Source organism: Chromobacterium amazonense, from assembly GCF_001855565.1.
GTDB classification, from domain to species: domain Bacteria; phylum Pseudomonadota; class Gammaproteobacteria; order Burkholderiales; family Chromobacteriaceae; genus Chromobacterium; species Chromobacterium amazonense.
On the sequence record NZ_MKCR01000034.1, the window covers coordinates 21910 to 36683 of the forward strand.

The 14774-nt window shown below is 60.9% G+C and carries 12 protein-coding genes; 9 read left to right on the forward strand and 3 right to left on the reverse strand.

The annotated features are described in order from the left end of the window. Window positions 1-96 precede the first annotated feature (96 nt). From BI343_RS19875 to BI343_RS19885, 4 genes are all read left to right on the forward strand, one after another. Window positions 97-837 (forward strand): hypothetical protein, encoded by a 741-nt coding sequence (locus BI343_RS19875; protein ID WP_139165786.1) that lies wholly within the window; start codon window positions 97-99, stop codon window positions 835-837. 11 nt (window positions 838-848) lie between these two features. Then, window positions 849-1295 (forward strand): hypothetical protein, encoded by a 447-nt coding sequence (locus BI343_RS19880; protein WP_139165787.1) that lies wholly within the window; start codon window positions 849-851, stop codon window positions 1293-1295. A 594-nt stretch (window positions 1296-1889) separates the two neighbouring features. Beyond that, the gene (locus BI343_RS18410; RefSeq protein ID WP_071110828.1) at window positions 1890-2465 is read left to right on the forward strand and encodes a phage tail protein; all 576 of its coding nucleotides are present in this window, start codon (window positions 1890-1892) and stop codon (window positions 2463-2465) included. Then, window positions 2465-4567, forward strand: a complete 2103-nt coding sequence (locus BI343_RS19885; RefSeq protein WP_071110829.1) for a hypothetical protein — start codon at window positions 2465-2467, stop codon at window positions 4565-4567. The genes BI343_RS18410 and BI343_RS19885 overlap by 1 nt, the downstream gene beginning before the upstream one ends. A gap of 79 nt (window positions 4568-4646) precedes the next feature. On the opposite strand, the gene BI343_RS18420 is transcribed toward BI343_RS19885, so the two are convergent. The 3 genes from BI343_RS18420 to BI343_RS18430 are packed head-to-tail and all read right to left on the reverse strand — an operon-like array spanning window position 4647 to window position 10382. Then, entirely contained in the window at window positions 4647-6047 is a 1401-nt protein-coding gene (locus tag BI343_RS18420; RefSeq protein WP_071110830.1) for an efflux transporter outer membrane subunit, read from the reverse strand. Continuing rightward, a complete protein-coding gene (locus BI343_RS18425) occupies window positions 6040-9183 on the reverse strand; it encodes an efflux RND transporter permease subunit (RefSeq protein ID WP_071110831.1) in 3144 nt (1047 codons plus the stop codon). The genes BI343_RS18420 and BI343_RS18425 overlap by 8 nt, the downstream gene beginning before the upstream one ends. 20 nt (window positions 9184-9203) lie before the next feature. Next, window positions 9204-10382 (reverse strand): efflux RND transporter periplasmic adaptor subunit, encoded by a 1179-nt coding sequence (locus BI343_RS18430; RefSeq protein ID WP_071110832.1) that lies wholly within the window; start codon window positions 10380-10382, stop codon window positions 9204-9206. Between the two features lie 232 nt (window positions 10383-10614). On the opposite strand from BI343_RS18430, the gene BI343_RS18435 reads away from it, so the two are divergent. From BI343_RS18435 to murA, 5 genes are all read left to right on the forward strand, one after another. After that, entirely contained in the window at window positions 10615-11256 is a 642-nt protein-coding gene (locus BI343_RS18435) for a TetR family transcriptional regulator (RefSeq protein WP_043626838.1), read from the forward strand. Between the two features lie 91 nt (window positions 11257-11347). Beyond that, complete coding sequence (locus BI343_RS18440) at window positions 11348-12250, forward strand: ABC transporter ATP-binding protein (RefSeq protein ID WP_071110850.1); 903 nt, start codon at window positions 11348-11350, stop codon at window positions 12248-12250. Beyond that, on the forward strand, window positions 12247-13002 hold the full coding sequence (locus tag BI343_RS18445) for an ABC transporter permease (protein ID WP_043626836.1): 756 nt from the start codon (window positions 12247-12249) through the stop codon (window positions 13000-13002). The genes BI343_RS18440 and BI343_RS18445 overlap by 4 nt, the downstream gene beginning before the upstream one ends. 31 nt (window positions 13003-13033) lie before the next feature. Further along, window positions 13034-13279 (forward strand): BolA family protein, encoded by a 246-nt coding sequence (locus BI343_RS18450; protein WP_043626834.1) that lies wholly within the window; start codon window positions 13034-13036, stop codon window positions 13277-13279. Window positions 13280-13455: 176 nt separating this feature from the next. Continuing rightward, window positions 13456-14709 (forward strand): UDP-N-acetylglucosamine 1-carboxyvinyltransferase, encoded by a 1254-nt coding sequence (gene murA, locus BI343_RS18455; RefSeq protein ID WP_071110833.1) that lies wholly within the window; start codon window positions 13456-13458, stop codon window positions 14707-14709. Window positions 14710-14774: the final 65 nt, after the last annotated feature.

Genomic DNA, 14774 nt, shown 5'->3' on the forward strand with positions numbered 1-14774 from the left:
CAATACATAAAAATGGCGAGCCGAATATGGATGGAGTTTCGCCGGCATCGCCAGGATAAAGCACCGTTTTGATGTACCTAACCTCAGGGGATGACTATGAGTTTGGAAGGAAAGATTGCCGAGTTGGTGACGGCAGCTAATGGATTGATTTCTGTATTCAGTGGGAAGAAGAACGAAATTGATAAGGCGGTATCCGCAGCTGTAGTGGCTGTGCCTGAACTGAGGAAAAGGTGGTATGTGGATCAGGTGAATGGATCGGATAGTAATCCAGGAACAGAAAAACTTCCATTTGCGAATATTAAGAAGGCTGTTGATGCAACACCTGTAGGTGGAGTGGCAGTAATATTTCTGAAGAGCGATTGTGATCTAGCGGATCTGGTAGTTATAACTGGCAAGTGTATTCAAATTTATGGGATGCCTAGGAAGAAAAAGATAAAAGTTTCTTATTATGATGCTGTTCTTGCTGATCAGCCAAAAAGATACTTGTCTGGTTTTTTTCTAGATTATGGTAGTCAAATGATTTTGGAAGGGGTAGAGATTGTTTTGCCGTCTGGCGAAAAAGAAGATTCTGGTAAGACTAATACTCATTATACAAGCTTCATCAAGACATCTGGTTGGTCTTCCTCTCCTATTCTTGCAGTTTCCTTTGCTGATTGTAAATTCACCATTCCTGATAGCTTCAAAGGATGGCTGTTAGGTGGTCCTGGAGTGGTTTCTTTTACAATTTCTTCCGCAGAGGTAGAGGGGAAACTTCAAGGGCGATATGTTTATAATATCGCTGCGGGAAGTAAGTCAGTTGAGCAGATCAGAATCCTGACTAATGTAGAAATTCTGTAATTGGAGATGATATGAACAGTGTAAATTCTATGTATAATGGCATTCAATATATAAATTACGATTTTTTAGAACTGCCATTGATAGCAGCGATTCAGACAGCTTGTGAAATGATTGATAAGGCTGCGAATCAGGCACGTGCGCGTTATATTGATGATCCATTAAAGTTGGCTGAATATCAGTTGGCAGAGAAAGAGGCGTTAGAATATAGAGCGGTTAATTATCAGGGGGATGTTCCACCTACTGTGCTTTGCTGGGCTAGTGCAACTGGCTTGGATGGGGAGTCTGCCGCTAATGAAATATTGGAGAGAGCTGCACAGTGCGATGCAGCATTACAGACTATTCGTTCGATCAGGCACTCTTGCAAAGCTGTTATTCGACAGGCGACGAACCATCAGGCAGCATTAGAGGCCTTGGATGCAGCTGTGGCAGAATTGCTGAGCCAATTCCCTAGTAAGTAGACTTCTACAACCTGGATTGCCTAGGTGTTATTCTGGTTCCTAGGCAATCTACATCTAAAATCCCTCCAGTTTTATTTTCACCTGTTTTCCCCTCCAAACTCGTCTTGGCCTTCATGCTCTTAGCAATGAGTCAGAAGGTTGCATACTTCATTTTATTATTCCTATCTGGTTTTTCTCACGCATTTTCCTACTCTCTTCCTCTTACGTAGCTTTTCTGAATTCTCTCTTGGAGTGGTTCCTCCATGTCTCCCTCCCATGCTTCTGCGCCTGACGCGCTCGGCCAGTCCCTGTCTTCCCCGTCCTCCCAATTCCAGCATCAATTTCATTCCCAAGTACCCGTCCAACCCGAACCCACCAGCCTGAGCTTTCGCTTCCGTTCGCTGGCCGTGCTGCGCGTGGCTATGCACGCCCGCTGACTTCTATTCGGCAGCCGTTCCGCCACCATTCCTCCCTTCCCATTCGCGGACCGCGCAGGCGCTCCGTCCCACCTCTCATCCCCGTTCAAACACAAGGAGGTCTCCATGCATCTGCAACCCGGCCTTCGCCCGCGCCGGTCGTCGGCGGGCGGATATCCCCAGCCAGGGGGCGCGAGCGATGACTGACGCCGTTCCCTCCATCCTGGCGCGGGACGCGCGCTTCGGCCCGCTGGCCGAGCTGACCGAACGGCTGACCGACATCGATCTGACGCCCTTCCTGGTCAATCTGATCGATACCGTGCAGCCGGATTTGTTGCCCTTGCTGGCCGATCAATTCCACATCGGCGGCGAAGAGGGTTGGCAGCTGGCTGAGTCCGACGACGCCAAGCGCGCGCTGTTGCACAGCGCCAATGAGCTGCACCGCCACAAGGGCACGCCCTGGGCCATCCGCGAAGTGATCCGCCGCCTGGGCCTGGGCGAAGCCGTGTTGATCGAAGGCCTGGCCGGCCAGCGCCGCAATGGCGCCATCCGCCGCAACGGCTACTACGTGCACGGCGATCCCCGCACCTGGAACCAGTATCGGGTCCTGCTCGGCAAGCCCATCACCAACGACCAGGCCGCCCAGCTGCGCCGCATGCTGGCGCTGTACGCGCCGGCCCGCAGCGTGCTGGCCAGCCTGGAATACCAAGCCGTGGCTAACCGCCACAACGGCTCCATCCGCCGTAATTGTCAATTCAACCGAGGGAGCGCCTAATGGCCAATCTGCAAGAAAAACCCGCCTGGGAGGCGGGCATCTACCAACTGGAAACTTCCGATCCGGTGCTGGGCGGGCCGGACGGCATCGACAATCTGCAAGCCAAGCAGCTGGCCAACCGCACCGTGTTCCTGAAAAAGCAGGTCGATGATCTGGTTTCCGGCGCGCTGACGGCCGAGTACGCCGATCGCCTGAAAACCCCGCGCAACATCGCCATGACCGGAGACGGCAGCTGGAACGTGACTTTCGACGCCAGCGGCAATGCCAGCGCGGCGATGACCCTGAGCAATAGCGGGGTGACGGCCGGCAGCTACGGCCAGATGACGGTGGACGCCAAAGGCCGCGTCACCGCTGCCCGCGCTATCGTCCCGGATGACGTGCCGGCGCTGGACTGGAGCAAGATCGCGTCCGGCAAGCCGACCACGCTGGCGGGGTATGGCATTGCCGATGGCGCCAGCAAGAGCGATCTGCAGAGCGCGGTCAACGGGCTGGTAAGCAATGCGCCGGCCAACCTAAATACGCTGCAGGAACTGGCGGCATCGATCAATAACGATCCCAAGTACTCGGCGACGGTGGATGGCAAGCTGGCCGGCAAGGCCGACAAAACGGACTTGGCAAATGCCGGCATAGGCGGGCAGGCGAGGAACATCAATGCTGGCGCGCTTACCGACTTACGCCCCAATGGCTTCTATCACGCTCAAGCGGATGGCGGCAAAGGCGTGACTGGCGCGCCTGGCAATGGCGCTAATGGGGTGTTCAATGTCAATTTCCTGAGCGACAAATGGGGATCGCTGACTTACCGGCAGTGGGGCGGAGAAATCTATGAGGCCAGGTTGGAGAATGGCGCATGGAGCAGTTTTAACCGCCACTGGCATAGCGGCAATTTCAACCCAGATGGCAAGGCGGATAAAGCGACAACGCTGGCGGGATACGGCATTACCGATGGTGCAAGCAAGACAGATCTGAAAACTGCCATTGATGGCGTAGTGGCCGGCGCGCCGGGGGCGTTGAATACCTTGCAGGAATTGGCTACAGCTTTGGGCAATGATGCTAACTACGCTGCATCAATGACTAAGCTGTTGTCTGGTAAGGCCGATAAGGCTAGTACGTTGGCAGGGTATGGAATTACCGATGCGGCACCGATCGCACAGAGCATGGTGGCGAGAGGTGATGTTGATCAATCTCAGATTGATGCGGCTACTCAACCTGGCTTTCGGAGTGTGATGCATCCTGGATATTCTAGCTTGGTTATGACTATGGGTGCTGGGGGATCAGTCGGGCCTTTCCAGCTGGAAGCTTTTTATGCGGGGAATTTACGCTGGCGTAATCAGACCGATAGTCGGAGTTGGACCGATTGGAAAAATATATGGCATAGCGGTAATTTCAATCCAGATGGTAAAGCGGACAAGGCTACTACGTTGGCTGGCTATGGCATTGCAGATGGCATTACGGTGGACAGCATGCCTAGGAAAAATTTTTTACGGGACAGTGGGCGCTTCATTCCGGTAGATGCAGTTTACGATAATCCGATTACGGTAGCTTTCAGCAATCAATCTGCAATATTGCCGTTGACTAGCCCATCATATGCACAGAAAGTCACGATTGCCAATGTAGGGAAATTTATTCATGATAATACAAATAATGGTGGTAATGCTGGTGAGCTAAGTGCGCAAGTAAAAGATTTATTGGCGGCTTTCCCAACGCGCACGAATTATCGTTATGGCGCGGAGTTTTATATCGCGGAGCTTGGTTGCGGACCGCTAGTTTACAGCCCAAACACAATGAATGGTGTGAGAAGATGTGCGGCAGCAGCGTATAGTGCGCAAACGGAGGGGAACATCACCTTTATGTTGTGGCTACGCTGTATGAAAGGGTCTATTACCCTTAGTAGTGTAAGCCATAAAAATGGTGGCCCGGCAAATAATCCGATTGTCATGCCTGCCGATGGTTGGGTGCACTGTGCCGCTCTTATCAATTATGGTGGTGGTTATTCGATCGCACATATTTATGCTGAGGATAATTCAGTCTTCCAGGTGGCTATGCCGGCTGCCTTGTCTGGTAACCATCTAGGGTACGTGCACCAGGCACCAATTTCTTACTGAAGCTTGATACTGGTGCGGAGTTAAAATGCAAAAAGGCCTGCCCGATGGTGGGCAGGCCTTTTTTATGGGCAGGAAAGACTTATTGTTTGACGGCCTCCCACCCCCCACCCAGCGCCTTATACACGGCTATGGTGGTGTTCAGCTTGTCCAGCTTGGCGTTGACCAGGTTCAGCTCGGACTGGAAGCTGTTGCGCTGCGCGTCCAGCACGTCCAGATAGCTGGCGTAGCCGTTGTCGTAGCGCAGGCCGGCCAGTTTCAGCGTGCGGTTCAGCGCGCTGAGTTGGGTGGTTTGCGCCTGCAGCACTTCGCGGGCGCTGCTGTTGGCGGCCAGGGCGTCCAGCGCGTCCTTGAATGCCGATTGCACGGCCTTCTGGTATTGCGCCAGGGCTTGCTTCTGGCCGGCGGTGGCGGCGTCCACGTTGTAGCCGGTGGCGCCGAAGTTGAAGATGGGCGCGGCGGCGTTGCCGGCGAAGCTCCAGGTGCGGGTGGCGCTGGTGAACAGGCTGTCCAGCGACAGGCTTTGCGAACCCAGCGCGCCGGTCAGGCTGATGCTGGGAAAGTAAGCGGCCTTGGCCACGCCGATGCGGGCGTTCGCGGCGATCAGCTGCTGCTCGCTGGAGGCCACGTCCGGTCGGCGCTCCAGCAGGCTGGACGGCAGATTGGCCGGCACGTCCGGCGGGCTGGCCAGGCTGTTGATGTCCTTGCCGCGCGACACATTGCCGGCCACCAGTTGTTTCGGGCTGTGGCCCAGCAGCACGCCCAGCGCGGTTTCCGTCTGTTCCAGCGAACGGGCGATTTGCGGCACCGAGGCGCGGGCCGAGGCGGCTTCGGCTTCGGCCTGGCGCTGTTCCAGCTCGGAGATCAGGCCGCCCTGGAAGCGCTTGGTCTGCAGGCGCAGCGATTCCTCGCGGCTTTGCAGCGTGCGCTTGGCGATGTCCAGCTGGGCGTCCAGCGCCCGCAGCTGGAAGTAGGTTTGGGCTACTTGGGCGGTCAGCGCCAGCTGGGCGGCGTCGCGGTCGTAGCGGCTGGCCGCGTAGCTGGCGCGGGCCGCTTCATTGCTTCGTCGCAGCTTGCCCCACAGGTCGATTTCCCACGCCGCCGTCAGGTTGGCGTTGCGGACGTCGTTGACCAGCGGCGCGCCGCGCGTGGCGGTTTCGGTGGAGCTGCGGCCGCTCTGGTAGCCGGCGTTGGCGCTCAGCGAGGGCAGCATCGCCGCGCGGGCGATCCCGGCCTGGGCTGCCGCCTGCTCGGCGCGGGCGGCAGCCAGTTGCAGGTCGGCGTTGCTCTTCACCGCTTCGTCGATCAGCTGGTTCAGCACCGGGTCGTCGAATTGTTTCCACCAGTCGGTGCTGACCGCCGGGGCGTCGGCGCCGGTTTGCGTGGCCGGCAGGTCGATCTTGGGCCGGCTGTAGTCGGGGCCGACCGCGCAGGCCGACAGCGCCAGCGCGACGGCGACGGGAATCAGGGCGCGCTTAAGCATCTGCGTTTCCTCCTGCCTCGGCCTTGGCCTGAGGCGTTTTCTGCTTGCCGAGCTTCATGATCAGGATGAAGAACAGCGGTATGAAGAAGGTGGCGATGAAGGTGGCGGACAGCATGCCGCCGATCACGCCGGTGCCGATGGAGTGGCGGCTGGCGGAGCCGGCGCCGCTGGAAATCGCCAGCGGCACGCAACCCAGCACGAAGGCCAGCGAAGTCATCACGATGGGGCGGAAGCGCAGGCGGGCTGCCTCCAGCGCCGCGTCCATCGCGCTTAAGCCTTCTTCCATCTTCTGCACCGCGAACTCGACGATCAGGATCGCGTTCTTGGCCGACAAGCCGATCAGCGTCACCAGCGCCACCTGGAAGTACACATCGTTGGCCAGGCCGCGCAGCCAGTTGGCCATCAGCGCGCCGAACACGGCGAACGGCACGGCCATCAGCACCGAGATCGGCAGGCTCCAGCGTTCATACTGCGCCGCCAGGATCAGGAACACCATGATCATGCCGAAGCCGAACACCAGGGCGGATGAGCCGCTGGTGGACTTCTCCTGGAAGGCCGAGCCGGTCCAGGCCAGGGTGTAGCCCTCCGGCAGCGTTTCCTTGGCGACGTCTTCCAGCGCCGCCAGCGCCTGGCCCGAGCTATAGCCTGGGGCCGGGCCGCCCACCACCTTGGAGGCCGGGAACACGTTGAAGCGTTCCAGGATTTCCGGGCCGGTGGTCTGCCGGATGTTCACCAGCGCGGTCAGCGGGATCATCTGGCCAGTCTGCGAGCGCACGTAGACATTGCGCAGGTCGTCCACCTTGGTGCGGAACGGCGCTTCCGACTGCAGCTGCACGCGGAAGGTGCGGCCGAACTTGTTGAAGTCGTTCACATACAGCGCGCCGAAGGTGCTCTGCATGGTGTCGAATACGCTGTTGATCGGCACGCCCAGCGCTTTGGCCTTGTTGCGGTCCAGCTGGACGAAGACCTGCGGCACGTTGGCGGAGAAGGTGGTTTGCACGCCCTTCAGCTCCGGCCGCTTGGCGGCGGCGGCCACCAGTTTCTTGGTGATTTCGCCCAGTTCCACCGAGTTGCCGCCGGCGCGGTCCTGCACATAGGCTTCAAAGCCGCCGGTGTTGGACATGCCGGAGATCGGCGGCGGATTGAATGCCAGCACCATGCCGTCGGTGACGCCTATCATGCCCTTGCCGAAGATGTCTTTCACCACCGCCATCGACGACAGTTGCGGCGACTTGCGCTCATCCCACGGCTTGAGCGTGATGAAGGACACGCCGGAGTTGGTCTTGTTGGAGCCGGACAAGATGTCGAAGCCGGCGAAGCTCATGCGGTCCTTCACCGCCGGATTGCTTTCCATCATGGCGTCCAGCTTGTCCATGGTGGCGGCCGTGCGCTGCAGGGACGCGCCGTCCGGCAGGAAGGCGGCGGCCAGCACATAGCCTTGGTCCTCGTCCGGCGCCAGGCTGGACGGAATGATGCGGAACAGGCCGGCGGACAGCGCGATCAGGCCGCCGAACACCAGGATGGCCAGCACCGCGCGCTTGTTGATGAAGGCCACGCCGCCGGCGTAGCGGCTGGTCAGGCTGTCGAACCAGCGGTTGAACCATTCGAAGAAACGGTTGGTGTGCTGGTGTTCGGACTTCAGGATCAGCGCGCACAGGGCCGGAGTCAGCGTCAGCGCCACGATGCCGGAAATCACCACCGACACCGCGATGGTCATGGCGAACTGCTTGTACATCTGGCCGGCGATGCCGCCGAGGAAGGCCACTGGGATGAATACCGAGCACAGCACCAGCACGATGGCCACCAGCGCGCCGGACACTTCCTGCATCGCCTTGAAGCTGGCTTCGCGCGGCGACAGGCCTTCCTGCGTCATCAGGCGCTCGACGTTTTCCAGCACCACGATGGCGTCGTCCACCACGATGCCGATGGCCAGCACCAGGCCGAACAGCGTCAGCGTGTTGATGGTGAAGCCGAACAGATACATGCCGGCGAAGGTGCCGATGATGGATACCGGCACGGCCAGGCAGGGAATCAGCGTGGCGCGCCAGTTCTGCAGGAACAGGAACACCACCAGGAAGACCAGCACCATGGCCTCGGCCAGCGTGTTGTACACCTCCTTGATCGACACTTCCACGAACTTGGTGGTGTCGTACGGGATGCCGTAGGACATGCCGTCCGGGAAGTTGGCCGACAGGCGCTTCATCTCGGTTTCCACGGCTTGCGCGGTGGCCAGCTGGTTGGCGCCCGGTGCCAGGAAGATGCCGATCGGGATGGTGGCCTTGCCGTTGTGCTTGCCGTGGAAGTCATAGGACAGCGCGCCCAGCTCCACGCGGGCCACGTCTTTCAGCTTCACCGACGAGCCGTCCGGATTGGCGCGCACGATGATGTTCTCGAACTCTTCCGGCTCGGACAGGCGGCCCTTGGTGGTCACGGTATAGGTGAAGTCCAGCTTCTGCGGCGTCGGCTCGGCGCCCAGCTTGCCGGCGGCGAACTGCGAGTTCTGCTCGCGGATGGTGGACGCGATGTCGCTAGGCGTCAGCTTCAACTGCGCCAGCTTGTCCGGCTTCAGCCAGATCCGCATCGAGTAGTCCTGGCCGGCGAAGTTGACCACGTCGCCCACGCCGGGGATGCGCTTGAGCTCGTCGATGATGTTCAACAGCGCGTAGTTGCTGATGAACAGCGTGTCGCGGCTATTGTTCGGCGAGAACAGCGAAATCACCTGCAGAATGGCGGTGGACTTCTTGCGCACGTTGACGCCCTGGCGCCGCACTTCCTCCGGCAGCTGCGACAGCACCGATTGCACGCGGTTGTTGACGTTGATGGTCGCCTGGTCCGGATTGGTGCCGATCTTGAACGACACCGACAGCGTCAGCGAACCGTTGCTGGCGCTGCTGGACTGCACGTACAGCATGTCGTCCACGCCGTTGATCGCCTGCTCCAGCGGCGCGGCCACGGTGTTGGCGATCACTTCGGCGGAGGCGCCCGGATAGCTGGCGGTCACGCTGACCACCGGCGGCACGATTTCAGGGTACTGCTCGATCGGCAGCGCCTTGATGGCGGCCAGGCCCGCCAGCATGATCACGATGGAGATCACGCTGGCGAAGATCGGTCGCCGGATGAAAAAAGCGGAAAACATGAGTCAGGTTCTCCTTGCGATTACTGCTTGGCCGCGGCGGCGGGCGCGCTGGCGTCGGCCTGGTACGGATGCGGCTTGACGGCGGCGCCGGGGCGCAGCTTGATGATGTTGTCCACCACGACTTGATCGCCGGACTTCAGGCCCTGCTCAACCAGCACGTTCAGGCCCACTTCCTGCGAAGTCACGATGGGACGGGGCGCGACCTTGCCGTCGTCGCCTACGACCCACACCATCTTGCCCTGCTGGGTGGTCAGCACCGCGCGCTGCGGCACGGTGATGGCCTGGGTGCGCACCGCGCCGTTCAGCTGCACGCGCACGAACTGGCCCGGCAGGATGCTGCCCTGCGGGTTGGCGAAGGTGGCGCGCGAACGGATGGTGCCGGTATTGGTGTCGACCAGGCTGTCGGTGAAGTTCAGATGCCCGGTCTTGCCGTACATGCTGCCGTCGGCCAGCTTCAGCAACACTTCGAAGCCGCCGCCGTTGGCCAGCTTCAGCTTGCCGGCGTGCTGCATCTTGCGCAGGTTCAGCATGTCGCTGTCCGACATGCTGAAGTTGACGTAGATCGGGTCCAGCTGCGATACCTTGGTCAGCAGGCTGGCGTCGGCCGTGGTGGCCACCAGGCTGCCCTCGGAGCGCGCTTCCTGGCTGGTGATGCCGGAAATCGGGGCGGTGACGCGGGTGTAGCCCAGATTGATCTGCGCCTGTTCCACCTGCGCCTGCGCGGCGGCGACCGAAGCCTTGGCGGCGTTGTAGGCGGCCACGGCGTCGTCGCGGTCTTTCTGGCTGACGGCGTTTTCCTTGAACAGCGGCAGAATGCGCTCGTAGTCCTGCTTGGCGCGCAGCAACTGGGCCTGTTGCACTTGCAGATTGCCCTTGGCCTGGTCCAGCGCCGCCTTGAACGGTTCCGGATCGATCTGGAACAGCAAGTCGCCCGCTTTCACCGGCTTGCCCTCGGTGTAGGAACGCTTCTGCAGGATGCCGCCGACGCGGGCGCGCACTTCCACTTCGCGTGAGCCGGCGGCCTGGCCGACAAACTCATACGAAACCGGCACATTGGCCGGTTGCACCTTGATCACGGCCACCGGCACCGGAGGCATGGCGCCGGGGCCATTGGCCTCCGGTTTTTGGCCGCAGGCCGCCAGGCTGGCAGCCAGCACGCCCAGCAGCAGGCCTTGCGCTGCGCGCGGAAGAAGCGTCATTCCTTGCATGGTTTCGAATCCTTCAGAAATCCAGAAGCGGATAGTAGTTACATTAATACATTGTATTGGGACCCGGGAACGGGGAAGCCTGTCCCAAGATCGGCCATTTTACATACATGCGAGTCTGTATGTAAAATGAAGAAGTGTCCCGGTATGTAAAGACTCGCGATATCGACAGGCATCGAGCGTTAAAATTCATTAAATAGTACTAGTTCTAGCAAAGTATCCAGATATGGCACGAAAGACACGCGAAGAGGCGGAGCAAACGCGGCAGCAGCTGCTGGACGCCGCGGAGCGGTTGTTCAGCGAGCGCGGCGTATCGCGCACCACGCTGGCGGATATCGCCGCAGCCGCCGGGCTGACGCGCGGCGCGGTGTATTGGCATTTTCAGAACAAACTGGATCTGTATCGGGCCATGCTGGCCCGGGTGACCCCGTCGTTCGACGATATGCGCGAGCAGTTGCTGCTCAGCGCCGGCAGCGATCCGGCGCGGGCGCTGTGGGAGCACAGCCACCGGCTATTGGCCGTGATCGAACAGAATCCGCAGGTGCGGCGCATCCTGCTGATCCTGTTTCTGCGCAGCGAGCATGTGGGCGAACTGGAGCCCATCCACGAAGAATGCGTGGCCCATATGCATGAGGCCAGGGGTTTGCTGCGCCAAGTGGTGCAGGCGGCGAAGGCGCAGGGGCAGACCTATGGCTGCGTCGAGCCGGAAGAAGCGGCTACGGTGCTGCAGTCGCTGCACGACGGCCTGATGAACCGCCTGGTGATCGAGCAACCGGGGCCGGACGCCACGGTGGCGGCCAGCCGTTTGTTGCAATATTTGTACCGCGGCATTTTCAAGCCCGAAGTGATGGAACAACTTACCACTTGAGCGCGCGCCGGCGCTATAATTGCGCTTTTTTCTCAAGCCACTAGCGCGGACCCGGCTCCTTGGCCGTCGCCTTGGTGGCGTCATGGTTTTCATGCCCCACGCTATCGAAATCGAGGCCGTCAGCAAGCGCTACGGCCAGCTGCAGGCGCTGGATAAGGTGAGCTTCACCGTCCAGCCCGGAGAGTTCTTCGCGCTGCTCGGCCCCAACGGCGCCGGCAAGACCACGCTGATCTCGGCGTTGGCGGGCTTGGCGCGCCCGGACAGCGGCAGCATCCGCGTGATGGGCCACGATGTGGCGCGCGACTTCAAGCAGGCGCGACGCGCGCTGGGCGTGGTGCCGCAGGAGCTGGTGTTCGATCCCTTCCTGTCGGTGCGCGAAACGCTGCGCTTCCAGTCCGGCTATTTCGGCCTGGCCCGCAACGACGACTGGATCGACGAGCTGCTGTTCAAGCTGGGTCTGTCCGACAAGGCTGACAGCAATATGCGCGCGCTGTCCGGCGGCATGAAGCGGCGGGTGATGGTGGCGCAGGCGCTGGTGCACCGTCCGCCGGTGATGGTGCTGGACGAGCCGACCGCCGGCGTCGATGTCGAGCTGCGGCAGAGCCTGTGGGTGTTCGTGCAGGAGCTGAACCAGGCCGGCCATACCATCGTGCTGACGACGCATTATCTGGAGGAGGCCGAGGCCTTGTGCGGCCGCATCGCCATGCTGAAGAAGGGCAGGCTGATCGCGCTGGAAAACAAGGACAAGCTGCTGGCCCACAGCGCGCGCCGCGAAGTGGCGGTCAAGCTGTCCGGCGCGCTGCCGGCAAGCCTGGCCGCGCGCAAGCTGCGCGAGGAAGAGGGCCGCGTGGTGCTGCAACTGGCCGATCTGTCCGAGCTGGAAAGCGTGCTGGCCGAGCTGCGCCTTGCCGGCGTGGAGGTGCGCGAGCTGAACGTGGTGGAAACCGATCTGGAAAGCGTGTTCGTCAAGATGATGAATGGAGGCGCGGCATGATAGGCTTCCTCACCCTGTTCAAGAAGGAGCTGGTGCGCTTCTGGAAAGTGGCGTTCCAGACCGTCGCCGCGCCGGTGCTGACCGCGCTGATGTACCAGCTGATCTTCGCCCATGTGATGTCCAGCCATGTCGAAGCCTATCCCGGCGTCAGCTACACCGCCTTCCTGATTCCCGGCCTGGCCATGATGTCGATGGCGCAGAACGCCTTCGCCAACAGCTCCTCCAGCCTGATCCAGTCCAAGATCACCGGCAACATCGTGTTCCTGCTGCTGCCGCCGCTGACTGCGGCCGAATTCTTCCTCGCCTACCTGCTGGCGTCCGTGGTGCGCGGCCTGGCCGTCGGCGCCGGCGTGCTGCTGGTGACCGCCTGGTTCGGCCTGCCCTTGCCGGCGCAGCCGTTGTGGGCGTTGTTGTTCGCCATGCTGGGATGCGGCGTGCTGGGCGCGCTGGGCGTGATCGCCGGCATCTGGGCGGAAAAATTCGACCAGCTGGCCGCCTTCCAGAACTTCCTGATCATGCCGCTGACCTTTCTGTCCGGCGTGTTCTACTCCATTCACAGCCTGCCGCCGTTCTGGTACGCCGTGTCGCACGCCAACCCGGTGTTCTACATGATCGACGGCTTCCGCTACGGCTTCTTCGGCCAGGCCGACGTTAGCCCCTGGCTGTCGGCCGGCGTGGTGGCGGGCTGCTTCGCGCTGCTGGCCGCGCTGGCGCTGCGCCTGATCCAGGCCGGCTACAAGCTGCGCCACTGAACCCTATTCGCAATTCGCACCGGACCATCAAATGACCCCAGAGCAAGTCAAGCAATACATCGAGGCTGGCCTCGAATGCACCTATCTTAAAGTGGAGGGCGACGGCCACCACTTCTACGCCACCGTGGTGGCCGCCGCGTTCGAGGGCAAGCGCCTGATCGACCGCCACCGCCTAGTGAAGGAAGTGATCGCCAGCCGCCTGGCCAGCAATGAAATCCACGCGCTGTCCATCGTCAAGGCCGCCACGCCGGACGAATGGGCCAAGCTGCAGGGCTGATTGATTTATTTCGCCACGAAATCCACGGAGAACCCGTAAAGATAGATGGTCAGATCACCGCTAGTGCGTACAGGGCAAGCGATGAGTTTTTCGCTTTGTTCGTGCCGTTTCGTGGGGTTCGTGGCCGAATCTTTTCTGTTTGCTGGCTCGTGCGTGGTTTATGAGGTTTTAGAAAAATGGACAAACTGAAAATCATCGGCAACGGCCCGCTGAACGGCGAGATCCGCGTTTCCGGCGCCAAGAACGCCGCGCTGCCCATCCTGTGCGCCGGCCTGTTGACCGCCGACACCATGCGTTTCACCAACGTGCCCATGCTGCGCGACATCGCCACCACCCAGAAGCTGCTGCAAGGCATGGGCGTGCGGGTGATGACCGACAACGTGCACGAAGTGGAAATCACCGCCTCGCAACTGGACAGCCTGGTGGCGCCGTACGATCTGGTGAAAACCATGCGCGCCTCCATCCTGGTGCTGGGACCGACCCTGGCGCGCTTCGGCGAAGCCACCGTGTCCCTGCCCGGCGGTTGCGCCATCGGCAGCCGCCCGGTCGATCAGCACATCAAGGGCCTGGTGGCGATGGGCGCCGAAGTGTCGATCGAGCACGGCTACGTCAAGGCGCGCGCCAAGCGTTTGCGCGGCGCCCGCATCGTGATGGACATGGTGACCGTGGGCGGCACCGAGAACCTGCTGATGGCCGCCACCCTGGCCGAAGGCACCACCATCCTGGAAAACGCCGCGCGCGAGCCGGAAGTGACCGACTTGGCCAACTGCCTGGTGGCGATGGGCGCCAAGATCAGCGGCATCGGCACCGACCAGCTGGTGATCGAAGGCGTGGAAAAACTGCATGGCGCCGAATACGCGGTGATGCCGGACCGCATCGAGGCCGGCACCTTCCTGGTGGCCGGCGCGATGACCCGCGGCCACGTGGTGCTGAAGAACGCCGCGCCCAAGAGCATGGAAGCGGTGCTGGACAAGCTGCGCGAAACCGGCGCGCTGATCGAGTGCGGCGACGACTGGATTTCGCTGGACATGAAGCAGCGCCCCAAGGCCGTCAACTTCCGCACCTTGCCGTACCCGGCGTTCCCGACCGACATGCAGGCGCAGCTGATGACGCTGAATTGCGTGGCCGAGGGCGCCGGCGTGGTGACCGAAACCATCTTCGAAAACCGCTTCATGCACGTGCCGGAACTGAACCGCATGGGCGCCAACATCGAAGTGGAAGGCAACACCGCCATCGTCAAGGGCGTGGAAAAGCTGTCCGGCGCCACCGTGATGGCTACCGATCTGCGCGCCTCCGCCAGCCTGGTGATCGCCGGCCTGGTGGCCGAGGGCGAAACCATCGTCGACCGCATCTACCACCTGGACCGCGGCTACGAGTACATCGAGAAGAAGCTGGGCGCCGTCGGCGCGCTGATCGAACGCGTCAGCTAACGCATTACGCTTGCGTAGACGAAAAAACGCCGTCTCCTTTGGGAGCACGGCGTTTTCTCGTTTCA